At 66.6% G+C, this 22,539-nt stretch carries 24 protein-coding genes and 1 pseudogene; 18 read left to right on the top strand and 7 right to left on the bottom strand.

Annotated features, from left to right (window positions below):
• The first annotated feature begins 25 nt into the window (after positions 1 to 25).
• The 7 genes from MHA02_RS02660 to MHA02_RS02630 all read left to right on the top strand — a co-directional run bounded on the left by MHA02_RS02660 (position 26) and on the right by MHA02_RS02630 (position 4,972).
• Positions 26 to 259: a hypothetical protein gene (locus MHA02_RS02660; protein WP_147076418.1), complete on the top strand. Its 234-nt coding sequence runs from the start codon at positions 26 to 28 to the stop codon at positions 257 to 259.
• A 186-nt stretch (positions 260 to 445) separates the two neighbouring features.
• A complete protein-coding gene (locus MHA02_RS02655) occupies positions 446 to 1,072 on the top strand; it encodes a class I SAM-dependent DNA methyltransferase (protein WP_147076417.1) in 627 nt (208 codons plus the stop codon).
• 424 nt (positions 1,073 to 1,496) lie between these two features.
• Complete coding sequence (locus tag MHA02_RS02650; RefSeq protein WP_147076416.1) at positions 1,497 to 1,682, top strand: hypothetical protein; 186 nt, start codon at positions 1,497 to 1,499, stop codon at positions 1,680 to 1,682.
• Between the two features lie 108 nt (positions 1,683 to 1,790).
• Positions 1,791 to 1,997 carry a hypothetical protein gene (locus MHA02_RS02645; RefSeq protein ID WP_147076415.1) on the top strand — a complete coding sequence of 69 codons (207 nt, stop codon included), beginning with the start codon at positions 1,791 to 1,793 and terminating at the stop codon, positions 1,995 to 1,997.
• Between the two features lie 19 nt (positions 1,998 to 2,016).
• Positions 2,017 to 2,652 carry an NAD(P)-dependent oxidoreductase gene (locus MHA02_RS02640; RefSeq protein ID WP_147076414.1) on the top strand — a complete coding sequence of 212 codons (636 nt, stop codon included), beginning with the start codon at positions 2,017 to 2,019 and terminating at the stop codon, positions 2,650 to 2,652.
• 33 nt (positions 2,653 to 2,685) lie between these two features.
• Positions 2,686 to 4,542 carry an ABC transporter ATP-binding protein gene (locus tag MHA02_RS02635; protein WP_238180271.1) on the top strand — a complete coding sequence of 619 codons (1,857 nt, stop codon included), beginning with the start codon at positions 2,686 to 2,688 and terminating at the stop codon, positions 4,540 to 4,542.
• A 37-nt stretch (positions 4,543 to 4,579) separates the two neighbouring features.
• Positions 4,580 to 4,972 carry a thiol-disulfide oxidoreductase DCC family protein gene (locus tag MHA02_RS02630; protein WP_147076413.1) on the top strand — a complete coding sequence of 131 codons (393 nt, stop codon included), beginning with the start codon at positions 4,580 to 4,582 and terminating at the stop codon, positions 4,970 to 4,972.
• A 72-nt stretch (positions 4,973 to 5,044) separates the two neighbouring features.
• On the opposite strand, the pseudogene ligD reads toward MHA02_RS02630, so the two are convergent.
• Positions 5,045 to 7,569, bottom strand: a pseudogene (gene ligD, locus MHA02_RS02625) (DNA ligase D).
• 203 nt (positions 7,570 to 7,772) lie between these two features.
• On the opposite strand from ligD, the gene ku reads away from it, so the two are divergent.
• Positions 7,773 to 8,684, top strand: coding sequence for a non-homologous end joining protein Ku (ku, locus tag MHA02_RS02620; protein WP_147076583.1), 912 nt, complete (start codon positions 7,773 to 7,775; stop codon positions 8,682 to 8,684).
• Entirely contained in the window at positions 8,681 to 8,926 is a 246-nt protein-coding gene (locus MHA02_RS02615) for a hypothetical protein (RefSeq protein WP_147076412.1), read from the top strand. The genes ku and MHA02_RS02615 overlap by 4 nt, the downstream gene beginning before the upstream one ends.
• Before the next feature lie 55 nt (positions 8,927 to 8,981).
• On the opposite strand, the gene MHA02_RS02610 is transcribed toward MHA02_RS02615, so the two are convergent.
• Positions 8,982 to 9,983, bottom strand: a complete 1,002-nt coding sequence (locus MHA02_RS02610) for an SDR family oxidoreductase (RefSeq protein WP_147076411.1) — start codon at positions 9,981 to 9,983, stop codon at positions 8,982 to 8,984.
• 554 nt (positions 9,984 to 10,537) lie between these two features.
• Here MHA02_RS02610 and MHA02_RS02605 point away from each other — a divergent pair.
• From MHA02_RS02605 to MHA02_RS02575, 7 genes are all read left to right on the top strand, one after another.
• Positions 10,538 to 11,422 (top strand): carbohydrate-binding domain-containing protein, encoded by an 885-nt coding sequence (locus MHA02_RS02605; protein ID WP_147076410.1) that lies wholly within the window; start codon positions 10,538 to 10,540, stop codon positions 11,420 to 11,422.
• Between the two features lie 298 nt (positions 11,423 to 11,720).
• On the top strand, positions 11,721 to 13,511 hold the full coding sequence (locus tag MHA02_RS02600) for a type I secretion system permease/ATPase (protein WP_147076409.1): 1,791 nt from the start codon (positions 11,721 to 11,723) through the stop codon (positions 13,509 to 13,511).
• Positions 13,511 to 14,878, top strand: a complete 1,368-nt coding sequence (locus MHA02_RS02595; RefSeq protein ID WP_147076582.1) for an HlyD family type I secretion periplasmic adaptor subunit — start codon at positions 13,511 to 13,513, stop codon at positions 14,876 to 14,878. The genes MHA02_RS02600 and MHA02_RS02595 overlap by 1 nt, the downstream gene beginning before the upstream one ends.
• Before the next feature lie 277 nt (positions 14,879 to 15,155).
• Complete coding sequence (locus MHA02_RS02590; protein WP_147076581.1) at positions 15,156 to 15,362, top strand: hypothetical protein; 207 nt, start codon at positions 15,156 to 15,158, stop codon at positions 15,360 to 15,362.
• Between the two features lie 13 nt (positions 15,363 to 15,375).
• The gene (locus MHA02_RS02585; RefSeq protein WP_147076408.1) at positions 15,376 to 15,666 is read left to right on the top strand and encodes a hypothetical protein; all 291 of its coding nucleotides are present in this window, start codon (positions 15,376 to 15,378) and stop codon (positions 15,664 to 15,666) included.
• A gap of 131 nt (positions 15,667 to 15,797) precedes the next feature.
• Positions 15,798 to 16,109 (top strand): hypothetical protein, encoded by a 312-nt coding sequence (locus MHA02_RS02580; RefSeq protein ID WP_147076407.1) that lies wholly within the window; start codon positions 15,798 to 15,800, stop codon positions 16,107 to 16,109.
• A 2-nt stretch (positions 16,110 to 16,111) separates the two neighbouring features.
• Positions 16,112 to 16,606 carry a DUF2165 family protein gene (locus tag MHA02_RS02575; protein ID WP_147076406.1) on the top strand — a complete coding sequence of 165 codons (495 nt, stop codon included), beginning with the start codon at positions 16,112 to 16,114 and terminating at the stop codon, positions 16,604 to 16,606.
• Here the strand turns inward: MHA02_RS02575 and MHA02_RS02570 are convergent.
• The 4 genes from MHA02_RS02570 to MHA02_RS02555 form a co-directional block, all read right to left on the bottom strand.
• A complete protein-coding gene (locus MHA02_RS02570; protein WP_147076580.1) occupies positions 16,576 to 17,586 on the bottom strand; it encodes a P1 family peptidase in 1,011 nt (336 codons plus the stop codon). The genes MHA02_RS02575 and MHA02_RS02570 overlap by 31 nt on opposite strands.
• A 121-nt stretch (positions 17,587 to 17,707) precedes the next feature.
• Entirely contained in the window at positions 17,708 to 18,595 is an 888-nt protein-coding gene (gene rarD, locus MHA02_RS02565; RefSeq protein WP_147076405.1) for an EamA family transporter RarD, read from the bottom strand.
• 107 nt (positions 18,596 to 18,702) lie between these two features.
• Positions 18,703 to 18,999 (bottom strand): hypothetical protein, encoded by a 297-nt coding sequence (locus tag MHA02_RS02560; protein ID WP_147076404.1) that lies wholly within the window; start codon positions 18,997 to 18,999, stop codon positions 18,703 to 18,705.
• A 277-nt stretch (positions 19,000 to 19,276) separates the two neighbouring features.
• On the bottom strand, positions 19,277 to 20,260 hold the full coding sequence (locus MHA02_RS02555; RefSeq protein ID WP_147076579.1) for a catalase family peroxidase: 984 nt from the start codon (positions 20,258 to 20,260) through the stop codon (positions 19,277 to 19,279).
• Positions 20,261 to 20,451: 191 nt separating this feature from the next.
• Between MHA02_RS02555 and MHA02_RS02550 the strand changes: the two genes are divergently transcribed.
• Both MHA02_RS02550 and metC read left to right on the top strand, forming a co-directional pair.
• On the top strand, positions 20,452 to 20,640 hold the full coding sequence (locus MHA02_RS02550; RefSeq protein WP_147076403.1) for a ribosome modulation factor: 189 nt from the start codon (positions 20,452 to 20,454) through the stop codon (positions 20,638 to 20,640).
• 64 nt (positions 20,641 to 20,704) lie between these two features.
• Positions 20,705 to 21,892 (top strand): cystathionine beta-lyase, encoded by a 1,188-nt coding sequence (metC, locus tag MHA02_RS02545; protein WP_147076402.1) that lies wholly within the window; start codon positions 20,705 to 20,707, stop codon positions 21,890 to 21,892.
• Between the two features lie 4 nt (positions 21,893 to 21,896).
• Here metC and MHA02_RS02540 read toward each other — a convergent pair whose 3' ends face one another.
• Positions 21,897 to 22,493 (bottom strand): pyridoxamine 5'-phosphate oxidase family protein, encoded by a 597-nt coding sequence (locus MHA02_RS02540; RefSeq protein ID WP_147076401.1) that lies wholly within the window; start codon positions 22,491 to 22,493, stop codon positions 21,897 to 21,899.
• Positions 22,494 to 22,539 lie beyond the last annotated feature (46 nt).

Raw genomic sequence — 22,539 nt, 5'->3', positions numbered from 1 at the left:
CGGCTGAGCGGGGAGACCAACTCGCATGCCCCAGCCGACCGAGAGAGCGCCGCGCTGCATTCACTACGTGGGCTTCCGGGACGATCGCTACTGGAACGCCTACCGGATCTTCGGCGGTCCGCGGGTCATTCATCGTCGCTGGGACTTCTACGCGACGCGGGACGTCGGGCCGGACGATGTGGTGGTCTTCGCCGAGGGCGATGCGGCCCAGCCCGTTGCCGATCGGAACGCCACCGATCTCGACGAGCGATGGCTATGAGCTCGCGTCCCGGAACGGTTCCGACGAGGGGCGGTTGCACCGTCATATGAACGGGCGGCAGCGAGGCACCTTGTGCGCGACGATGAGCGACCGACCCGACGCCTGATTTTGCAATCCGGAGGCCTTGCCGCTGCCGGAGCAGTGCTGGGCGTAGGGAGCGCTGCTGGCCAGGGATCCGACCCGAGCATGCCGGCCGTCGCCCCAACGGCACGTCGTCCCGCCTCGCTCGATCCGGACTTCTTCGAGGGCATGTACGCCACAGATCCGGATCCGTGGCGCTTCGCGACGAGCGATTACGAGCGCGCAAAATATGCGGCGACTCTCGCTAGCTTGCCGCAGACCCACTACACGTCAGGTCTCGATGTGGGTTGTTCGATCGGCGTCTTCACGCGTCAGCTATGCCCACGCTGCGATGCGTTGATCGGGCTCGATGTCGTTCCGTCCGTGCTGGACAGCGCACGTGTGCGCTGCGCCGATTATCCGAACGTTCGCTTCGAGCTGGCGGCCGTTCCGAACGCCTGGCCGGAAGGCCACTTCGACCTGATCGTGTTGTCGGAGGTGGCCTATTACCTCAACCGCGCCGACCTCGCTCGCCTCGTTTCACGGGTGAAGGGTGCCCTTCTGCCCGGTGGCGACATCGTGCTGGTTCATTGGCTCGGCGAGACGAGCTACCCCCTGACCGGTCACGAGGCTGCCGAAGGATTTATCGCAGGAGCTGGCAGTTTTGCCCGCGTCTTGAAGCAGTCGCGAACGGCGGAATATCGCCTCGATGTTCTGCGGTCGATCGGCTCTGAGGCGAACCCCGGGCGGTGATCGCCTCCGGAGCCAAACGGGTAGCCATCTCCGTCAAAGATTCGACGTGCGTCTGCATTGTTGGAAGCACTGCACTGCTTCGCCCGGCTCGACCCCGCTGCCCGATCTGATCACCGGTCGGTGGGGAGGTCACAATCTGACCAGTGCGTAGAACCGAGCCGCTCGGCGATGCCGGCCCATTTCCGCGCGTGACCGCCGAGAAAGTGCAGGCAGAACAGAGCGATCGGAAGCGAGACGCCGTTTTGCATCGCAGCAGAATTGCCCGGTGCAGCTTGGATCGAGCGCCCGCGACGCCGGCAGCACGGCGAGGTTGGGTGGGACCGGCGGAGGTCGTCGGACGCGCCGATGCTGCGACACTGCCAGACCGGAACGCTTCCCCCCGCGCCAGGCTTGCCGCTCTGCAGATCAGTGGAGCAAACCAGTCATGACCTCAGCCCATACGCCGATGCCCGGCGAAGATTCCGGCGCCCTGCCCGAAGATCGGCGCGATGGCGAGATCGACCCGGCGGCCGAAGTCGAAATCGAGGCCAACCCGCAGCCCGAGCCCGACTCGTCCCTGCCGCCGGATGACGATCCCGATGTCGAGGACACCGAGCAGCAGCCGAGCTGAACTGGGAGAGCGGACCGCGTCCGTTCGCGGCACCGACCTCGCTGGCCGATCACGGCTCCTGCCCGGCTTCGTCGTCGCAGCCGCATCCATCACGCATCGGAGGGGTCCGTGTCCCAGAGCAAGACCGACAGCACGCCAACCGGCCGACGCCCGGAGGACGGCGACTTGAACGACGAGCAGCAGCACGCCGGCACACATGCGCCGCTCGGGGCACCCCTCGATCCGACGGAGAGCAAAAAGGTCGAGAACGGCCGCAAGGTCTCTGACAGCCAGCATGTCACCATGCCGGAGCGATCGCGGGACGCCGCGGAGTAGCGCAGCAGGGAGCCACCCCATGGCCCACATCCTCGTCCTCGGCGCCAGCAGCGGCATCGGACTGGAGACCGTTAAGGCGGCCCTGGCCGCCGGACACCAGGTGCGGGCCTTCGCCCGTTCGGCCGCCGAGATCCCGGTGTCGGATCCCGATCCGGAGCGATTTACCGGCGATGCGCTGAAGGCCGGCGATGTCGCGGCGGCCCTCGACGGGATCGACGTCGTGGTTCAGGCCCTAGGCGTCCCCTTGAAGAGCCTGTTCGGTCCGGTGCATCTGTTTTCGGATGCCACCAACCTGCTCGTGCCCGCGATGGAGAAGGCCGGCGTGCGCCGTCTCATTGCAGTGACCGGCTTCGGGACCGGCGACAGCCGGGCCGCGATCGGCGCGCTGCAGCGCCTGCCCTTCCAGCTCGTGTTCGGGCGCGCCTACGACGACAAGGACGCGCAGGAGATGCGCATCCGCAAGAGCGCCCTCGACTGGACCTTCGTCCGGCCGGGCGTGCTGACGGGCGGCGCGAAGACCGGCGGGTACCAGGTCCTCGACCAGGCCTCCTCCTGGCGCAACGGCCGGATCGCGCGGGCCGACGTAGCCGATTTCATCGTCCGGGAGGTCGCGGCCAAAGCCTACGGCCGGAAGGCCGTCGTCCTCGTCAAATAGCCGAACACGTCCGGGATCGATTCAGGATTGTCGTTGACGCCATCACCCATCGAGGGGCTCCGTCGCACGCTCGTTACGCGCGCGGGAGCCCTGCGGCATCTGCCGGCCCTGTTCCGGCTGGCCTGGGCGACGAGCCCTGCCTTGACGCTGGGCAGTGTCGGACTGCGGCTCGTGCGGGCGGCCCTGCCGACGCTGATGCTCTACGTGGCGAAGCTCGTCATCGACACGGTCGTGGCCGGACGGGCCGATCCGGCCGCCGCGGCGGCGGTCGACGGGCTCGGTGATCCGCGGCTGCGGCACGTCGCCTGGCTGATCGGGATCGAGTTCGCGCTCGCGGTCGCCTCCGACCTCCTCGGGCGCGCGACGAGCCTCGTCGATGGCGTGTTGTCCGAGCGGACCGGCAACGCCATCACGCTCCGGCTGATGGCTCATGCCGCCACCCTCGACCTCGAGCAGTTCGAGGACCCGGGCGTGCAGGACGGGCTGGAGCGCGCCCGACGGCAGGTTGCCTGGCGCTCGAACCTGATCGGCCAGCTGCTCGGCCAGGGGCAGGACCTGCTCACCGCGATCTCCCTCGCGGCGGCAGTCGTGGCGTTTCTGCCCTGGCTCGTGGTCCTGCTCGTCCTCGCGCTGATCCCGGCCTTCCTCAACGAACTGCACTTCAACCGGCAGAGCTACCGGCTCGCCTACCGGCGCTCGCCCGAGCGGCGTGAGAGCGACTACATGCGCTACCTTGGCGCCGGGGCCGAGAGCGCCAAGGAGGTCAAGCTCTTCGGCCTGCACACCTTCCTGTCCGACCGCTTCGGTGTGCTGGCGAACCGCATCCTCGGCGAGAACACCCGGCTCGCGGTTCGGCGGGCCGGGTTCGGCGGGGCCTTCGCCGGCCTCGGTACGCTCGCCTACTACCTCGCCTACGGCGTCATCGCGGTCCGCACCCTCGACGGCACGCTGACGGTGGGCGACCTCACCTTCCTGTCCGGAGCGTTCCTGCGGCTGCGCGGTCTCGTCGAGGGGCTGCTGCTCGGCGTGTCGCAGCTCACCGGCCAGGCGCAGTATCTCGACGACCTGTTTTCCTTCTTCGCCGTGGCGCCCCGCATCCGTTCGCCCGAACAGCCGGCCGCGTTTCCCGATCCGATCCGCGACGGCTTCGTCTTCGAGGATGTCGGGTATCGCTATCCCGGCGCCGAACGCTGGGCCGTGCGCCATCTGTCGCTGACGATCCGGGCCGGCGAGGTCGTGGCGCTGGTGGGCGAGAACGGCAGCGGCAAGACCACGATCGTCAAGCTGCTCTCGCGCCTCTACGACCCGAGCGAGGGCCGCATCCTGCTCGATGGCCGGGACCTGCGCGACTACGATCTCGAGGTCCTGCGCGCCCGGATTGGCGTCATCTTCCAGGACTTCGTCCGCTTCGACTTCACTGCCGGCGACAACATCGCCGTCGGCCGCATCGACGCCCGTGCCGATGTCGGCCGCATCGGCGGCGCGGCCTCGCGGGCGCTGGCCGACCTCGTGGTCGCGAAGCTGCCGACGGGCTACGACCAGCGCCTCGGCCGGCGCTTCGAGGACGGCGTCGACCTGTCCGGCGGCGAATGGCAGAAGATCGCAATCGCCCGCGCCTACATGCGCGACGCCGAGGTGCTGATCCTCGACGAGCCGACGGCGGCGCTCGACGCACGTGCCGAGGCGGAGGTCTTCGCCCGCTTCGGCGATCTCGCGGCCGGGCGCACGGCGATCCTCATCTCGCACCGCTTCTCCACCGTGCGGCAGGCCAACCGCATCGTCGTCCTGGCCGAGGGGCGTGTGCAGGAGGCCGGCTCGCACGTTGAGCTCCTCCGCTCAGGCGGACGTTATGCCGAATTGTTCGAGTTGCAGGCGGCCGGTTATCGCTGATCGGTGGACAGGCTCTGGCCCCGACGTGAGGAACGCGATGCGCGAGACCCTGACCGTCTACTACGATGGCGCTTGCCCCCTCTGCCGGACCGAGATCAGGCACTATCGCAATTGTGCAGGCGCCGAACACCTCAGGTTCGTCGATCTTGCCTCCGTCGAAACCGATGCCCAGCTGGGTCCCAGCCTGACCTGCGCGACGGCGCAGGCACGCTTTCATGTGCGCGACACGGACGGACGGCTGAGTTCCGGCGCGGCGGCCTTCACGAAGCTCTGGTCCGTTCTGCCGGCCTGGCGCTGGCTGGGGCGCTTCGTCGGCCTACGTGTGTTCGGGTTTCGGCTGATCCTGCCCGTCGCCGAAACGGCCTTTCGCCTGTTTTTGCCGCTGCGGCCGCGTTTGGCGAGGCTGATGCTCGCGCTACGGGTCCGTTGACGATCACGGTTTAGCGCAGGCGCGACGATACGTGCGCAATCGCGGTCCCAATCGCTCAGCCTCCTCGCAGACTCAGCGCGCTTCGGCGGGCCGTCTTCGAACTGCGCGCCCATCGTCCAACGGACGAGCTGCACCGCTGAATGCGGTCCAGGGATCGCCGCGCATCGCGCCCAGGCGGTTGGCCAAGGTGTCCACTGTGAACCGATCACCCGAGCCGAGCGATGGCAACTCGTTCCAGGTCACCGGGACCGAGACCGGTGCGCCGGGCCGGGCACGTGTCGAGAAGGCGGAGACGGCGGTCGCCCCTCGCTGATTTCGGAGATAGTCGACATAGATCCGGCCCGGCCGCGCGGCTTTGGCCACCGTGGCGACGTAAAGGTCGGAACAGTCCTTCGCCATTTCCGTTGCAAGGCGCTTGCTGAAGGTCTTCGCCTCGTCCCAGCCAGCCTTGGGCTCGATCGGCACGACGACATGCAGCCCCTTGCCGCCGGTCGTTTTCACGAACGCGGCGAAACCCAGCGCGTGAAGGCGTTCCCTGACCTCATTGGCGCCGGTGACGAGTTGCTCCCAGCCGACGCCCTCCCCGGGATCGAGGTCGAACACGAGCCGATCCGGCTTGTCGGGTTCGTCTGCCGTCGCACCCCAGGGATGGATCTCGAGGACGCTCGACTGAACCAGGGCCAGGAGCCCGTCGCGATCCCTGATCACCACGACGTTCTCGGAGCCGGCCTTCGCCGTGTGGATGTGGCGCGCATCCATGCCGGCCCAGCCGTGCTTCTGGTAGAAGCAGGAGCCGATGCCATCGGGGCAGCGCAGCAGCGAGAGCGGGCGGTCGACGATGTGCGGCAGGATGTGATCGGCGATCTCAGCATAGAACGCGAACAGCCCCTGCTTCGTCAGACCGACGTCGTCCCACATCACCCGGTCCGGATGCGTCAGTCTGACGTCGCTTGCCGTGCCAGTCTTCGAACGGGACCGGGACGGCCTGGAAGCGTCGCCGCGGATCACCGCCTGCGGATCCACGTTGGGGCGTAGCGTCTTGAACGAGGCGTGGCGCACCTGACCGTCGGCGGTCCAGCCGCGAAGGGTCGCCTCGCAGACGAGTTTCGGCTCGACCCACTTGGCGTTCCGCTTCGCCAGCGGCGGGAGGGCCTCGCGGAACGGCGCGGCCTCGGCCCGCAACGGATCGAGCTGCGTCCAGAGCGCGCGCGAGACCGCGTTCGTAAATCCCGTTCCGACCCGCCCGACATGAACGAGGTCCTCGCCGTCATAGACGCCGAGGATGAGCGAACCGACCGCACGCGGCGCGGAAGTCGACGGCATGTAGCCGGCGATCACGAATTCCTGCGAGGACGTGCACTTCACCTTGCGCCAGTGATCGCTGCGCCCGGATCGGTACGGTGCACTCGCCTTCTTGGCGATGATGCCCTCCAGGCCGAGCCGGCAGGCATGCCGGGCCATGGCGTCGCCGTCCGCGTCGAGATGCTCGCTGAACCGGACGCGGCTCGTCGGGCCGGCATCATCGAGCGCCTGCTGAAGCAGGGCCTTGCGCTCGGTCAGAGCCAGGGCTCGAAGGTCGCGCCCATCGAGGTAGAGCAGGTCGAAGGCGTAGAAGACGGCCTGACCGATCTCCCCGGTCGTCAAGGCCTGTTGGAGCGCCGAGAAGCTCGAGACGCCGCTCGCCGTTTCGACCACGATCTCGCCGTCGACGAGAGCGGAGGGCAGCTTCAGGGCCTTGAGCGCCTGCGCGATCGGCTTGAACTTCGCGGTCCAGTCGAGCCCGGAACGGGTCGACAGCTTGACCTTGCCGCCATCGATGCGCGCCTGCATCCGGTAGCCGTCGTGCTTGATCTCGAACAGCCAGTCCTTCCCGCTCGGCGCAGCCTGGACCAGCGTCGCGAGGGCCGGCTCGACGAAGGGCGGGAGTATGCCTTTCCGGCCCGGGGGCGCTGTCGGCGCCTTCGGCTTCGAACGCCGTTTCGATGCGACGCGTTCACGCGCAGCGTGATCGGCTCTGATCGTCCCGGTGGCGGCGAGCTCCTCGTTCGTCCGGCCCGACAGCACCGACGTGTCGTGCTCGCCGAGGATGTCGCCGTCACCCGCGCCGCGGGCGTGCTCGTCATCGGCCTTCATCAGCAGCCAGGGCTCATTCTTATCGCTGCCGCGGCCTTCATGCGCACGAGATGCCAGCGGCCCTTCAGGCGCTCGCCCTGCAGCTCGAACTCCAGGTGGCCCTTCGCGAGCGCCGCGGCGAGGTCGCCGACCGGTTTCCAGTGGCCCGTATCCCAGACGATCATGGTGCCGCCGCCGTACTGGCCCTTCGGGATCGCTCCTTCCCAGGCCAGGTAGTCGATCGGGTGGTCTTCGGTCGGGACGGAGAGACGCTTGTCGGAGGGCACGAGGCTCGGCCCACGGGTCACCGCCCAGCTCTTGAGGACACCGTCGATCTCGAGGCGGAGATCATAATGCAGGCGCCGGGCGTCGTGCTTCTGGACGACGAAGCGTGCTTTCTTGGCCCGGCGGCCGCGTCGCCCACTCGGCTCGGCAGAGACGTCGAAATCCCGTTTTGCGCGATAGGGATCGAGGAGCTTGGCCATCGTCGTGGAAGAACCGCCGCTCCCTTGCGCAGTTCCGCCAGAATGGCTTCAAGCCTTATATCGATCGGCTTTTTCCAAGTTATCCACAGCATCGAATCCTACGGAACGAGTCGCGCGAGACTCTGGTTGAGTCGCGAGATCGTCGGCGACTCAGCTTTGTGCCGGTCGGTCGGGTCAATACTTCGTTAAAATTGGAGAAACCCGTGGCTACTCGCGCAAATTGGAAGGGCCACCTGCGTTTGTCCTTGGTTTCCTGCTCCGTCGGCCTGTATCCGGCGGTGAGCTCCTCGTCGCATCTCAAGTGTCATACGATCAATCGCGAGACGGGAAACCGGATCAGGCAGCTCATCGTCGACTCCGTCACGGACGAGCCCGTCGACCGCGAGGACCAGATCAAGGGCTGCGAAGTCGCCAAGGATGATCTGGTGCCGATCGAAGCGGACGAACTCGACGAGATCGCGCTCGAGAGCACGCACACGATCAACATCGAAGCGTTTTGCCACCGCGACGAGGTCGACGAACGCTACCTCGACCGGCCCTACTATCTCGCCGCCGAGGACAAGATCTCCCGCGAAGCCTTCGCTGTCATCCGCGATGCGATGAAGAAAAAGGGCATGGCCGGTCTCGGCCGCCTCGTCATCTACAAGCGCGAGCGCATCGTGTTGCTGGAGCCCTACGGCAAGGGCCTGCTGGCGACGCTGCTGCGATACCAGGACGAAATCCGGTCTCCCACTGCGTATTTCGAGGATATGCCCGACGGCAAGACGACCGACGAGATGCGATCCCTCGCCGAGGAATTGATCGATCGGGCGACGAAAACGTTCGATCCATCCAAATTCGAGGATCGCTACGAAGGCGCCCTGATCGCACTCGTGCAAGGCAAGGCGACGAAGCCCGCGAAGGGTCAGAAGGGCAGCGGGGCAAAGGCGGAACCGCCGAAGTCCGGCAACGTCGTGAGCCTCATGGAGGCACTGAAGCGCAGCATCGATTCCGAGAAATCCAGCACGGCGGCGGGGCCGGCGACCGGCAAGGTGGCACCGTCGAAGCGCTCCACATCCAAGTCGAGCGGCCGCGCCACGAAGGGCGCCGGCCGCAAGACGAAGAAGGCGGCATGAGCACGTCAGCCCCAGCGCCCGATCTGGCGCTCGTGCTGGTGGCCAGCACCGACCAGCGCGATCGAGCCTGCGCGCGCCTCAGCCGGGACGGCTATGACGTCTTGAGCTTCGCCGACTGCGATCACGCCGCGGCTTGGCTTGAGGAGGAGACGCCGGCGGTTGCGCTCATAGGCAAAGGCTTGAAGCTGAGTTGCAGCAGCGTTCTCGACATTCTGAGCAACCGCGACGTCCGGCTGATTTGACCGTAGGAGAGCAACCGCAACCCGCCGAGAAGTGCCTACCGAGTGACGTGGCTGGTTATGGTAGACCGTTGCCGCCAGCCGAACCGTACACCTGGCCGGTAGCGTAGCTGCCTTCTGCCGAGGCGAGCTGCACGTAGATCCCCGCGAGCTCAACCGGCTGCCCAGGCCTGCCGAACGGCGTCTGAGCGCCGAACTTTTCGAGCTTCTCCATCGACGCGCCGCCGGATACCTGGAGCGGCGTCCAGATCGGACCTGGCGCAACCCCGTTCACCCGAATCCCTTTTTGCGCCAGCTGCTTGCCGAGGGAACGCACGAAGTTCGTCGTCGCGGCTTTGGTCTGTGCATAGTCGTAGAGATCCGGTGTTGGATCGGTGGCTTGCTCGGAGGTGCTGGCGATGATCGTCGAGCCCGGCTTCAAGTGCGGCAGTGCCGCCTTGATGATCCAGAACGGCGCGTAGATGTTGGTCTTCATCGTCCAGTCGAACTGCTCGGTGGAAATGTCGAGGATCGAGGCATGGGCCTGCTGCCGGCCGGCGTTGCTCACCACGATGTCGAGGCCGCCGAGGCCCCTTACGGCCTGCGCAATCAGATCCTGACAGAAGGCTTCGTCGCGCAGGTCGCCGGGGATCGCGAGGGCGATCCGACCCTCCTTCCGGTTGAGGGCCATCACCTCCGCGGCGTCGGGCTCCTCGTCCGGCAGGTAGTTGATGGCGACGTCCGCACCTTCGCGCGCAAAGGCGATCGCCGCCGCTCGACCCATCCCGGAATCGCCGCCCGTGATCAGGGCCCTTCGCCCGGCGAGCCGCCCGGATCCGCGATAGCTCGTCTCACCATGATCCGGCTTCGGCTCCATCCGGCCGGCAAGGCCCGGCCAGGGCTGGGACTGCTTCGCGAAGGGCGGCTTCGGATATTGGCCGATGGGATCGACCAACGGACGGGCAGCGGGAGGCGTCGCCTCGCTGGCCTGAGCCGAACGGGTGGCGGCCACGGCGAGACCTGTTCCCACGCCTCCGACGATTTGGCGGCGTGACAGGGGAATCTGATCGTTCGAACCCATGGCGGCTCCTTGCTTGGCTGACCAGGGGAAACCGCAGGTGAGAGCGATCGTTTCGGACGGCGCTGTCGCAGGTCGATGGTCACACGCTGCGTGCCAGGCAGACCACACCGGTTCGAACTTTGGTCTCCGGCGACCGCTTCTCCGGTTCGATCGATCCGACGGCACGCCGCGAGCGGCTGTTCCTCGCCACTCGCGTCGGTGGACGCGGCACATGCTCTGCATTGTGCGGCATCGGCAAGTTTCCGAGCCGTGGCCGAAGCGAAAAGAGAACGAGGGCGCGGCGTCGCATTCTTCAGGATAAATGTTCGGTTGCCGGTCCCGAGCGGAGACGTCCCAATCAATAATGTCGACTCCTGTACAAACGCAGACGAAAACACGACGCGTTTGAGCGCTAAAGACCTGCAAGCACGAGAGATTTTGCAAAAGCCGATGAACGATTGGGCTGCGTGAGAGCGCTACGTACTCTTAACCCTGAATTGTTCAGCATTGATACTTTGAGTTGGCTCAACCCAATTTATACTGTAAATAGTTAATTATGACAGGAGGTAACGGCCATGGCCAACAAGGTTACTTTCAAGATTTCCGAGGACGAATATCTTGGAAATGCGCAGTTTATTGTAAAGGTCGACGGCGTACAGATCGGCGATGTCCTTACTGCTACGGCGGCGCATTCTTCGGGACAGAGTGAAGATTTCTCCTTCTCTGGAGATTTCAGCTCGGCTCATCAGTTTTCGGTCACGTATCTGAACGATCTTTACAACGGGCCGGGGAACGACAGAGACCTTTACGTCGATAGTTTTACGTTCGATGGGCACACGAAGGCCGGCTCCGACACCCTCTCGAACACGGGTATTACCGCCGGCACATCAGCCAATCTGATCACGACGAACGACACGGCAAGTTATGACGTCAGTCAATACACCAGTCAGCCTACGGATCATACGCCCAGCCCAACTGCCGAGCATCTCAATCCAATTTATAGATTTGTCAATGTTTCAAACGGCGACCATTTGTTTACGACCGATATCAACGAACTCAATAGCGTTTTGAAGACTTCTCCAGATTATCATTTCGAGGGCGTGGTGGGATCTACCCCCGACAAGGGATCGAATACTCAGGACGTTTTCCGATTTTTCGATACGGTTCACGGTCAACACTTCTACACCAGCGATGTGACCGAGCGTGACACGGTCCTCAAGACGCTGCCGAGTTACCACTACGAGGGCGTCGCCTTTCAGGCCTACACGGACCCCACCGTCGTGGGGTCGGGTGGCGAAACGCTGGAGCGCTTTTTCAACACGCAAACGGGTGCGCACATGTACAGTGCCGATGCCACCGAAATCAAATCGATCAACGGCGGTCAACAAGGACCCGGCTGGATCGACGAAGGCAAGGTCTTCACTGTTCACGTCGCGACAGACACCTTGCTTCATGCTTGAGAAAGATTACAAGTAGCCATCTTGCGGGATAACTTTCCGCTGGCGGCCGTTAAATAATCGATAAATAGCGGTAAAATTGGCATCTTTGAAGACTTTAGCTCTAGACGCTAAATTACTTTCTGCGTAATTTTCTGGCGTCGGGGCGCTCTCTCAAGGTCGAAGTGCCAATTTTTCGGAATATCTTCCGCAATACAATATCTGATGCGGCAGTACGGATACGCAGATTTCAGTGCGGGTTCGGCCGGTGAGGTTCCCGCCGGCCGAGCCCGGTAATCGCGACCTCCTGAGGATCTCTCGAATGTCCGGTATCGCGTACGGCAACATCACACTGCCAGCCGGTCGATCGGGTTCGGCGGAATTGTCGTCGGCTCTTGCTCCCTTCCGCACCGCGTTGATCGGTGTTGCCGCCATGAGCGGGCTCGTGAATATTCTGTACCTGACCGGATCGTTCTTCATGCTCGAAGTCTACGATCGGGTGATACCCAGTCGATCGATCCCGACGCTCGTCGGCCTGATGACCCTGGCCCTGACGCTCTATGCCTTCCAGGGGCTGCTCGAGACGCTTCGCGCGCGGATCCTGGCTCGCATCGGTGCGGCCCTCGACGAGGCGCTTTCGACACGGGTCTTCGATCTCGTCGTCCGGGCCCCCCTCAAGGGAACGTTCACGGGCGACAGCCTTCTGCCCTTGCGCGACCTCGATCAGATCCGCGCCTTCCTGGGAGGCCCAGGCCTCGGCGCCCTCTTCGACCTGCCGTGGATGCCGATCTACCTGATGATCTGCTTTCTGTTCCACCCGGCCATCGGTGTCGCCGCCCTCGTCGGCGCTTGCGTCCTCGCGGTGATCACCTTCGCGACGGACCGGAAGACCCGCACGTCGGTGAACGCCGCCACCATTCATGCCATGAGCCGCAACGGTCTGGCCGAGTCGGGCCGGCGCAATGCCGAAGTCCTGGCGGCGCTCGGCATGCAGGGACAGCTCGCGGAACGCTGGTCCTGGGCAAATCGCGGTTACATGGAGGCCCAGCAGAAGGTCTCGGATATCACCGGTCTCTTCGGGGCCGGCTCCAAGGTGTTTCGCACGGCCCTGCAATCGGCCGTGCTCGCCCTGGGCGCGTGGCTGGTGATCAACAACATGGCGACCGCGGGCATCATCATAGCGTCCTCGATCCTGGTCTCGCGTGCGCTCGCGCCGGCGGAGCTCGCCATCGCCAACTGGAGGGGGTTCGTTCAGGCCCGGCAATCCTGGACGCGCCTGTCCGAACTGCTCGGGCGGGTGCCCCCCACCGGCCGGCAGCATCCGCTGCCTGTCCCACGACGGAGCCTCAGCGTCGAAAACGTCAGCGTCGGGCCGCCCGGCACGACGCGCATCGTGGTTCACGATGTCACGCTCTCGCTCAAGGCTGGCGACGGGCTCGGGATCATCGGTCCCTCCGCGTCGGGAAAATCATCGCTGGTGCGGGCACTGATCGGCGTGTGGCCGGCACTCCGGGGCAAGGTGCGCCTCGACGATGCTGCGCTCGACCAGTGGGCGAGCCGGGAACTGGGTCCGCATCTGGGCTTTCTGCCACAGGATGTGGAGCTGTTCGCCGGAAACGTCGCCGAGAACATCAGTCGTTTCCAGACAGAGGCCGATCCGGAGGATGTGATTGCGGCAGCGAAGGCGGCCGGCGTCCACGAGCTCATCCTCCGCCTTCCCGAGGGGTACGACACCGCCATCGGCGAAGGCGGTGCCGGCCTGTCGGCCGGTCAGCGCCAGCGCATCGGACTGGCGCGGGCGCTCTACCGCGAGCCGTTCCTCGTGGTTCTCGACGAGCCCAACTCCAACCTCGACGGCGAGGGCGAGAACGCGCTGACGCAAGCGATCCTCGGCGTGCGGGAGCGCGGGGGGATCTGCGTGGTGGTGGCACACCGGCCGAGCGCCCTGGCCGCCGTCGATCTCGTTCTGATGATGTCGGAAGGCCGCGCTCAGGCCTTCGGGCCGAAGGACGAGGTGTTCAGGCGCGTGTTGCGCCCGGCGCCTGCCCTGGTGCCATCGGATTCGTCCGGCGAACGGCGTGCCGCGCTCGGCGACCTGCAGGAGAGTGCGTGATGGTCGCAAGTCGGAGTCTCGCCGGCGATACGAGGTTCGCGTCCGCAGCCTCCGGCATTCTCAAGCAACCGGCCCCGCGCACCCACGCCTCGATCCGCCGCCATCTCGGTCTCACGTGGGCTGCATCGGCGGTTCTGGTCTGCGGTCTCGGTGGCTGGGCGACCATGACGGAGATCTCCGGCGCGATCATTGCCCCCGGTCAGCTCGTCGTGGAATCCGACGTGAAGAAGGTGCAGCACCCCACCGGTGGCGTCGTCGGCGAATTGCGCGTGCGCGAGGGGGATCGCGTCAAGGCCGGAGACGTGCTGATCCGGCTCGACGAGACCCAGACCCGAGCGAGCCTCGACATGGTCCTGAAGGCCCTCGACGAACTGACCGCGCGGCGCGCCCGCGACGAGGCCGAGCATGGCGGAGCCGCGAGCGTGACCTTTCCGTCAGAGCTCACGATGAGGTCCGCCGATCCGGCCGTCGCGCATCTGATCGAGGGTGAGGGCCGATTGTTTTCATCGCGCGTGGCCGGCCGCGAGGGTCAGAAGGCACAGTTGCGCGAGCGGATCACGCAGCTGCGTCAGGAGATCGTGGGTCTGACCGACCAGGCGCGGGCCAAGGAAAAGGAAATCAATCTGATCGGCACGGAGCTCAAGGGCGTGCACGAGTTGTTCGCCAAGAACCTCGTTCCCTATTCGCGCGTCATGACGCTCGAGCGCGATGCGACACGGCTGGAAGGGGAGCGGGGCCAACTGATCGCGGCGATGGCCTCGACGCGCGGTAAGATCTCCGAAACCGAACTGAAGATTTTGCAGGTCGATGGCGACATGGATACCGAGATCAGCAAGGACCTTTCGGAGATCCGAGGCAAATGGTCCGAGCTTTCGGAGAAGCGGGTGGCGGCCCTGGACCAGTTGAAGCGCGTCGAGCTTCGCGCTCCGCAGGACGGGACGGTGCATCAGCTGTCTGTCCATACGATCGGTGGCCTCGTGACGCCGAGCGAGCCCGCGATGCTGATCGTGCCGTCATCCGACCAGTTGGCGGTGGAAATCAGGATCCAGCCCCAAGACATCGACAACGTGCGATTGGAGCAGGCGGCGATCCTGCGCTTTTCCTCGTTCAATCAACGCACGACGCCGGAGATCAAAGGTCAGGTCAGCCGCATATCCGCAGACGTGACCACCGATCCGAAGACCGGGTCCAGCTACTATACGGCGCGTGTCCAGATCAGCGAGACGCAGAAGGAAAAGCTCGGCGGCGTTCGGCTGATCCCCGGCATGCCCGTGGAGACGTTCCTGCAGATCGGGGAACGCTCCGTGCTCAGCTACCTGACCAAGCCGCTGAACGATCAGGCTGCCAAGGCCTGGCGTGAACGATAAGACCGCTGCCCGGACGTAAGACGACGGGCTGGACGTCGCTCCGGCTGATCTGCGTCCGTAACGGCTTTGGTCCGTTACGGATCTGGCTGCAAACACGTTGGAGGTGAGGCCTTCGAGGCTTCCCGCGATCGCCCGGCCGGTGTGTCGGGCGAGACGACGTCGCTCGACCCGCGCTGCTATGACCGACCGCCGCGACGGAGCCTTTTGGCCCGCGGATAGGTTCGTTTGCCGACAAGCCGTCCCGCGTCGTCATCGTCACCCCGGGTTCCACGCCATGATGAACACGATCCTCGTCGTCGCCCTCGTCTGCGCGAACACCGTGGCGGCGCCGGATTGCACCCGGGAGACGGCCCTCGACATCGTCACCGCCCAAGCCCATTCCCTTCAGGAATGCCTGATCCAGGGTCCGACCGTCGCGGCGGGCTCAGGGAGGGCTGCCGATACGAACACCTACGTAAAGACGCGTTGCGAGCAGCGCCATTGATGCGGAACCTTTCATGAGCGACAGCGACGACGTCAGCCCGGAGCGGGCGGTGATGATCCGCCTGCGCGCCCGTCTCGCCGTGGTCGAGCGAGCGGCGTGGTTCGGGTTCCAGCACGCCATGCGCACCCAACCCGCGGAGACCGAGGCCTACATCGCGTCCGAGCGGGCGCGTTGCGCGGAGGGCTTCGCTGGGCCGAAGTGGTCGCGGGATCTGACGTCGGCCGAGCGCGCCATGCTCGGCGCCGAGGTCGATGCCGGTCTGGCGCAGCTCGTCGCGGACGCCAAGGAGGACGGCCCGGTCTGATCGCGGGTACCGTGCTCGGAGCCGTTCTGCACGGATGTGCGGTACGAGCGTATACGTCGCCGGATAGCGCTCTGTCCTTCGGCAGGAGACGCGCTTAGCTTCCACGTGAAACGCTGGCGCGGGAGATGGGCATGGCGGGCGCAACCGACGACGACGCGCGCTCGCCGCGACTGTCGAGCCCGGACAGGCTCGTCGCGGCCGAAGGTGGCGCGAATGCACCGGTCCTGTTCTTCGACGTAGCTCCGGTCTTCGGGATGCGCGGCGGTGTGTTTTCCCTCGTCCTCGAAACCTTCGTCCAAGATATCTCCGAGGCCGATGCCGGGGACAGCCGCCGCCTCGTCGTAGCGCATCTGCGCACCACCGCCGAGGGCATCCGTTCCCTCAAGGAGGCGATCGAGAAGATCGAGCTGATGGCGGCACCGTCCCAGGGCGGCACAAACTGACGGTGTCCGTGCTTCGTGCCTCGAAGCTCCTGCTCGTGGCCGGGATCGCGCTGACCTGTTCGCTCGTCGTCACGGGCAACGTGGTCGATCCGGCGGTGAATCGCGACTTCGTACGGCACGTGCTGTCGATGGACACGGTCGAGCCCGGCTCCGCGATCCGTGGCCGGGCGATCACCGATCCGGGGCTGCAGCAGGCTGCTTTCATGCTGATCGTGGCGAGCGAGGCCCTCGTTGCCGGGCTCTGCTGGATCGGCGCGGCACTCATGGTTCCGGCGCTCCGCGCTCCAGCCCCACGCTTCGCCGCCGCCAAAGCCTGGGCCATCGCCGGGCTCACCCTCGGAGTCCTGGTGTTCCAGACTGGCTTCATGGGTATCGGCGGCGAGTGGTTCGGCATGTGGATGTCCAAGACCTGGAACGGCCAGGACGACGCATTCCGGTTCGTGATGATCCTGCTCGGCGTGCTGATCTATGTCGCTTTGCCGGAGGGTGAGGCGTAGAGTTCTCGCCACGCCGGCAGGTCGAGACATGGCAGGCGCGTTGCCGAAAACACGCCGATCGCCACGGCCCGGGCCAAGACGTCCGCCGCCGCGGCGCCGATGCGGGCGAGGTCGCCGACGGTATCGGCGAGCGGCAGACGGCCGGTCGACACCGAAAAGACCACGTCGCCGTCGAGCGGCGTGTGGACCGGGTGGATGGCGCGCGCCAGACCGTCCTGCGCCGCCACCGCGAGGCGCTTGGCTTCCGCCTTGGTGAGCGCCGCGTCGGTGGCGATCACGGCGAGTGTCGTGTTCGTGCCGAGCAGGGCCTCGCGCGGCCAGGTGAAGGCGTCGGCCGGCATCGCGGCGGGAAAGCCGAGGCCGCCGAACTCCGAGCTGCGCTCGAAAGGCGCCGCCCAGAATTGCGGGCCCTGCCCTACCGTGACCCGGCCGAAGGCGTTGACCGCCGCCAGCGCGCCGACGCGAAACGGCCTGTCCGGCACCGCCTCGGCCGAGGCGGTGCCGATGCCGCCCTTGAGGTTCGCCGTGCGCGCCCCGAGTCCGGCGCCTGCCGTGCCGAGCGCAAAGTCTTCGGACGCCGCGACGGCGGCTGCGTAGCCGAGATCGCGATAGGGGGAGAAGCGGCCCCACCCCTTGTCGCCGCCATTCGCCAAATCGAAAAGAATCGCGCCGGGCACGATCGGCACGCGCATCCCGCCGACGGCGAACCCCCTCCCCGTCTCGGCGAGGCGCGCGACGATACCGGCGGCCGCGTCGAGCCCGAAGGCGGAGCCGCCGGACAGGCTCAAGGCGTCGATCGCCGCGACCGTGGCGGAGGGGTCGAGCAGGTCGGTCTCCCGCGTGCCCGGTCCGCCGCCGCGCACGTCGACCGCCGCGACCACAGGCCGGTCGAACAGGATCGCGGTGACCCCGCTGCCGAGGCGTTCGTCGCCGGCATGGCCGACGCGGATGCCGGCGACGTCGGTGAGGCTGTTGCGCATGGCGGCTACCGGGCTCGTCACGTCCTCGACCCACGACCGAAAACCATGGATCTTTCGGCGATACGCCGTCGGCAAGCGCGACTGCGCGCCACCGCCGATGCGGCGCACGACATTCGAGGCTTCAGCCTCGAAGGTCGCTCGATCGAGAGTCTCGCACGGCGGCGCGGTTCCGGCGAGCCGTTCGCAGGGAATCGCCAGCGTAGAGCAACAGCGCCAGCCAGATCAGCGCGAACAGCACGATCCGGTCCGGCGGCAAGGTCTCGCCATAGAAGACGATGCCGAGCAGCATCAGGCAGGATGGGGCGAGGTACTGCATCAGCCCCAACGTCGCGAGGCTGAGGCGTTGCGCGGCGGCGGCGAACCAGATCAGCGGCAGGGCCGTCGTCACACCCGTGAGTAGCAGCAGGCCGAACTGCCGTCCGTCGGCCGGGACGGCATCGGGCGACAGCAGCACGTAGGGTAAGGCCACCGGCAGCAGCAGAAAGGTCTCGGCGAAGAAGCCGATCATCGCATCGACGCCGACGATCTTTCGCAGCAGCCCGTAGAGCGCGAAGCTGATCGCGAGGCCGAGCGAGAGCAGCGGCAGCCGCCCGGCCATGATCAGGGCGATGACGACGCCGGTGAGCGCGATTCCGACGGAGACCCATTGCACCGGCCGCAAGCGCTCGCCGAGCACCAGGGCGCCGAGGCCGACGCTGACCAGCGGGTTGATGAAATAGCCGAGGCTCGCGTCGAGCATGTGCCCGGAGCCGACGGCGACGAGATACAGCATCCAGTTGAAGGCGATTGCCGCCGCCGAGGCGATCAACAGTGCGTAGCGCCGGCGCAAGGGAAACGGGTTCGCCAGACGCCTGCGCAGCACGATCAGCAGGATCGTGACGAACACGGCCGACCAGACGATGCGGTGCGCTAGGATCGCTTCGGCCGAGACGCCGTCGAGCAGCCGGAAATGCACCGGCACCACGAGGCCCCAGCTCAGATAGGCGAGCAGCGCGTAGATCAGGCCCACGAGAAGTTTCCACGACGCGTCCGGTTCGGACGGTCGCCTTCTACCCTGCCGCGCACGTCGCGGCAGACCGCCTGCACAGGTCAGCCATCAAGCTTGAGGGTGTCGGATCAGCGCTTGCGGGCGGGCGCCGCCGCTGGCGCCGGGGGCATCTCGCCGCGCATCAGGGCGTTGAGGCGCTCGGTGTCGAAGCCGCCGATCGTACGGGCAGGCTTCATCGCCGGGGCCTCGGCGGTCTGCACCACCGTGCCGGTGGTCTCGGGGTCGGTTGTGCGCGCCTTCGCGATGGTCATCTCGGGGGGCGCCCGGAAGGTCGTATGCGCCAGCCTGTCGACGGCCACGAAGCCGGTGACGAGGCTGCTGAGGCCGACGATGCCGGCAAGGACCAGGGGACGCAGGATACGCAACGCACCACACTCGACGATTGCTGGCCGGACACAGAGCGGAACCGTGGCTGCCGGAGCCTTTGGGCAGCGTGTACCGCCCGGCTACGTGCAACCTGACCCGAGAATAGGAGGGCGCCGTTAACGAACCGAATGGTGAGCGGACGGGCCCGAACCTGCATTCGACGACATGGTTAGCGTTTCGTGACGGCCTTCCAACGCCGGTACATCCCTTCCCCCGGACGTCTGCAACCGTGTTTCAGACGTCCGGGAAACAGCGTTGGGATCGACCTCTTCCGCTTCACTGCGACCGCCGCCCGAAGGAGATCGCGTAGGCCTGGACGCGGGCATCGATCAGCGGGTCGTCCGAGACCTCGACGCCGTCGACGAGGGCGTTCGGCATGAACAGCAGCGTCTTCTCGGCCTCCAGGCTGTCGGCGACGGGCTTGGTCAGGGTCAGCGTGCCGAGCACGACGCTCTTGCGATCCTCCGGCCAGGGCTTGGTGGCATCGTCGGTCGGGTCGCCGGCTTCGGCGAGCTGCGCCTCGACGCGGTAGGCCGCGGGCGCCTTGCCGATCCGGGTGCGGATCTCGTCCATGAGGAAGGTTGGCGACTGTTTGGCGGCTTCGTCCGGTGGCATCAGCTCTTCGCCGTCCACTGGAACGAAGCGCCAGCGAAACGGCCGCCGCTTGCCGGCGGCGTCGACCAGCACGAAGGCGTTGATGCCGTTGAAGGTCTGGCGCGCGAGGCTCGTCGGCGTCTTCGCGGTTCCGCCGGCCTTGCCGGCGGCCGGGTGGCTCGCGACGAAGGTCTCGAGCGGGGTCGGCTTGCCCGCATCGGGACCGCTCTTCGATACGGCGGTCAGCAGGTCCCGAAACTCCTCGCCGGTGGCGACGGGGAAGAATTTCAGGGCGTTGACCACGACGTCCATGTCGCCGTCGGGGAGCTTGAAGCGCACGGCGAGGCCGTGCGGATTGGCGTCGGGCGAGCCGTCCGGGATCGCCGGCACGCCGGTGGCGTTCGAGAAGCGGGCGGTCACCGGTACGGCCGGACCCTTGAACAGCGAGGCCTTGCTGAGGCTCGCGGCCTCGGGACTCGGCGTGAAGCTGCCCTCGACCACGGTGCCCTTGGCATGGTTGGCGCGCACGCCCGGATGCTTGCCGAACAGCGCGTTCATGACGTCGATGGTCTGCTCGGCCGTCGAGGCGTCTTCGGCGGAGGCGGGCGGGGCGGCGAGCAGACCGACGGTGAGCAGGGACAGCGCGAACAGGCTGCGACGAGGCATGGATCGATGCATGCGGAGGTCTCCGGGTCTGAGCGGCAGCTTTGGCGCGAAGGATTCTACGCCGTGGCTGCAGCCGTTGCACGGCATCGCGACGCGCCCCGCGACGATGCTGGCAGGAAACGGGCCGGTCGCAGGCTCGTTGACGGTGGATAATGCCCGCACCGGGTCAGCCACACCATCGCGAGACACCCATGAACGTCCAGGCCACCGCGAGCGACAGTCCGTTCATCCAGGGCCGCAACGCGCGGCTCTACGGCAAGACTGCCGCCGAATGTCCCTATCCGGAAGGCTCGCAGGATCGGCAGGCCTGGCTCCAGGCCTTCGAAGAGGCGGCCACCGAACAGCCGGATCTGGCGCTTCGCGAGACACCCGCAACTTGACGCCGCAAAGCCGGGCAGGCTGAAAGGCCGGCGTTCGCCCCACACGCCGTCCGACCCGAGGCCCATGTCCAAATCCCCCCCGCGCGATCTCGGACGCTTCGGCGCCGACACCCGCCTCGTGCTCGCAGGCCGCGACCCGGGCGCCCAGCACGGCTTCGTCAACACGCCGATCTATCGCGGTTCGACGGTCCTCTATCCGACCTACGACGACATCAAGCATCGGCGCGGGCGCTACAATTACGGCACCTCCGGCACGCCGACGATGGACGCGCTGTCCGAGGCCTGGACCGAGATCGCGGGGGCGGCCGGCACGGTGCTGACGCCGTCGGGCCTCTCGGCGCTCACCATCGCCCTGATGGCCGTCGTGAGTGCCGGCGATCACCTGCTCGTGACCGACTCGGCCTACCGCCCGACCCGCATCTTCTGCGATGGGGTGCTGAAGCGCTACGACGTCGAGGTGGAGTATTACGATCCGCTGGCGGGCGCGGGGATCGCCGCGCTCATGCGCGAGAATACCAAGGCCGTACTCGTCGAGGCGCCGGGCTCCCAGACCTTCGAGATGCAGGACGTGCCGGCGATCGCCGACGCGATGCATGCCCGTGGCGGCGCGGTGATCATGGACAACACCTGGGCGACGCCGCTGCTGTTTCCCCCGCACGAGCGCGGCGTCGACATCGCGGTGGAAGCCGGCACCAAGTATCTCTCGGGCGGCTCCGACCTGCTGATCGGCCTCGTCTCGGCGACCGAGCGCTGGTATCCGGCGATCAAGCGCACCTACGAGCACTTCGCCCCCTGCGCCGGCCCCGAAGATATTTTTCTGGGATTGCGGGGTTTGCGGACGATGGGGCTCCGGCTGCGCGAGCACGGGCAGCGCGGCCTCGCCATGGCGGAGTGGCTTCAGGGCCGGCCGGAGGTCGCCCGGGTACTGCACCCGGCACTCCCCGACGATCCCGGCCACGCCATTTGGAAGCGCGACTTTCTGGGAGCCTCCGGCCTGTTCGGTGTGATCCTCAACCCCGTCTCCGAGGACGGCCTCGCCGCGATGCTCGACGGGCTCGAACTGTTCGGGATGGGCTTTTCCTGGGGCGGCTTCGAGAGCCTCGTCATCCCCTTCGACCCGACCCTCTACCGCACCGCCACCCGCTGGAAGCCGGAAGGGCCGGCGCTCCGCTTCCATATCGGACTCGAGGACATGGAGGATCTGAAGGCGGATCTCGAGGCAGCGTTTTCACGGATGGCGGCCGTGGCCTGAGCCCTCAAGGCGCCAGCCAAGTCTCCACCCAGCCCGCCTCGCTGCGCAGCCAGAGGGCGCGGCGATGGCCGCGGCGGTCGAGGTAGAGGAACTCCAGGCGCTCGGCGCGCAGGACGACCACGCAGAAATTCTCGCGGCCGGCGAGGATCGCCTCGTCCCGGTCGGGCAGCGTGTAGTCGCCGCCGTTCGGCAAGGCGGTGCCGGGGCCGGGCGCGATGCCGTAGACCGCCCGGCTCATCGGCTGGGCCTGGGTCCAGATCGATTCCGCGAACCAGCCGTCGGTGTGGAGTTCGGCGGTACCGTCGACCCGGATCTGCATCTTCGCGTCGCGGTCGTAGGCCTGGAGCGCGGCGGTGCGTGTCGTAGCGATCTCGGCGGCCTTCTCCGAGCGCCGGTCGCAGTGGAAGCGCAAGGTGCCGGCCGCCCGGTCGGCGTCGCGCAACACGACGGCGCGCACCTGCGGACGCCCGTGCGGGTCGATCGTCGCCAACGCCGGCGTGTGGAAGGCGCTGTCGCGGTCGGTCACGCCGTCCTTCAGGCGCTGCCAGAGTTCGACATGGCAGGCGGCGAGGTTGTCGTAGAAGGGAGGAAACTCCGCCATATTGGCCTTTCTCGCGAGCCTCGTTGTCTTAGCAAAAATCAAGACG

It is taken from the genome of Methylobacterium haplocladii (assembly GCF_007992175.1).
Classification (GTDB): domain Bacteria; phylum Pseudomonadota; class Alphaproteobacteria; order Rhizobiales; family Beijerinckiaceae; genus Methylobacterium; species Methylobacterium haplocladii.
This window is presented reverse-complemented; position numbering and strand designations above follow the sequence as displayed.

Coding starts and splice junctions, on each gene's coding strand:
- MHA02_RS02590 (WP_147076581.1), top strand. CDS start 15,156: ATGAACACGATCCTCGTCGTCGCCCTCGTCTGCGCGAACACCGTGGCG.
- MHA02_RS02655 (WP_147076417.1), top strand. CDS start 446: ATGCCGGCCGTCGCCCCAACGGCACGTCGTCCCGCCTCGCTCGATCCG.
- MHA02_RS02600 (WP_147076409.1), top strand. CDS start 11,721: ATGTCCGGTATCGCGTACGGCAACATCACACTGCCAGCCGGTCGATCG.
- MHA02_RS02605 (WP_147076410.1), top strand. CDS start 10,538: ATGGCCAACAAGGTTACTTTCAAGATTTCCGAGGACGAATATCTTGGA.
- MHA02_RS02585 (WP_147076408.1), top strand. CDS start 15,376: ATGAGCGACAGCGACGACGTCAGCCCGGAGCGGGCGGTGATGATCCGC.
- metC (WP_147076402.1), top strand. CDS start 20,705: ATGTCCAAATCCCCCCCGCGCGATCTCGGACGCTTCGGCGCCGACACC.
- MHA02_RS02580 (WP_147076407.1), top strand. CDS start 15,798: ATGGCGGGCGCAACCGACGACGACGCGCGCTCGCCGCGACTGTCGAGC.
- MHA02_RS02640 (WP_147076414.1), top strand. CDS start 2,017: ATGGCCCACATCCTCGTCCTCGGCGCCAGCAGCGGCATCGGACTGGAG.
- MHA02_RS02615 (WP_147076412.1), top strand. CDS start 8,681: ATGAGCACGTCAGCCCCAGCGCCCGATCTGGCGCTCGTGCTGGTGGCC.
- MHA02_RS02555 (WP_147076579.1), bottom strand. CDS start 20,260: ATGCCTCGTCGCAGCCTGTTCGCGCTGTCCCTGCTCACCGTCGGTCTG.
- MHA02_RS02540 (WP_147076401.1), bottom strand. CDS start 22,493: ATGGCGGAGTTTCCTCCCTTCTACGACAACCTCGCCGCCTGCCATGTC.
- MHA02_RS02650 (WP_147076416.1), top strand. CDS start 1,497: ATGACCTCAGCCCATACGCCGATGCCCGGCGAAGATTCCGGCGCCCTG.
- MHA02_RS02630 (WP_147076413.1), top strand. CDS start 4,580: ATGCGCGAGACCCTGACCGTCTACTACGATGGCGCTTGCCCCCTCTGC.
- MHA02_RS02595 (WP_147076582.1), top strand. CDS start 13,511: ATGGTCGCAAGTCGGAGTCTCGCCGGCGATACGAGGTTCGCGTCCGCA.
- MHA02_RS02550 (WP_147076403.1), top strand. CDS start 20,452: ATGAACGTCCAGGCCACCGCGAGCGACAGTCCGTTCATCCAGGGCCGC.
- MHA02_RS02570 (WP_147076580.1), bottom strand. CDS start 17,586: ATGCGCAACAGCCTCACCGACGTCGCCGGCATCCGCGTCGGCCATGCC.
- MHA02_RS02660 (WP_147076418.1), top strand. CDS start 26: ATGCCCCAGCCGACCGAGAGAGCGCCGCGCTGCATTCACTACGTGGGC.
- MHA02_RS02610 (WP_147076411.1), bottom strand. CDS start 9,983: ATGGGTTCGAACGATCAGATTCCCCTGTCACGCCGCCAAATCGTCGGA.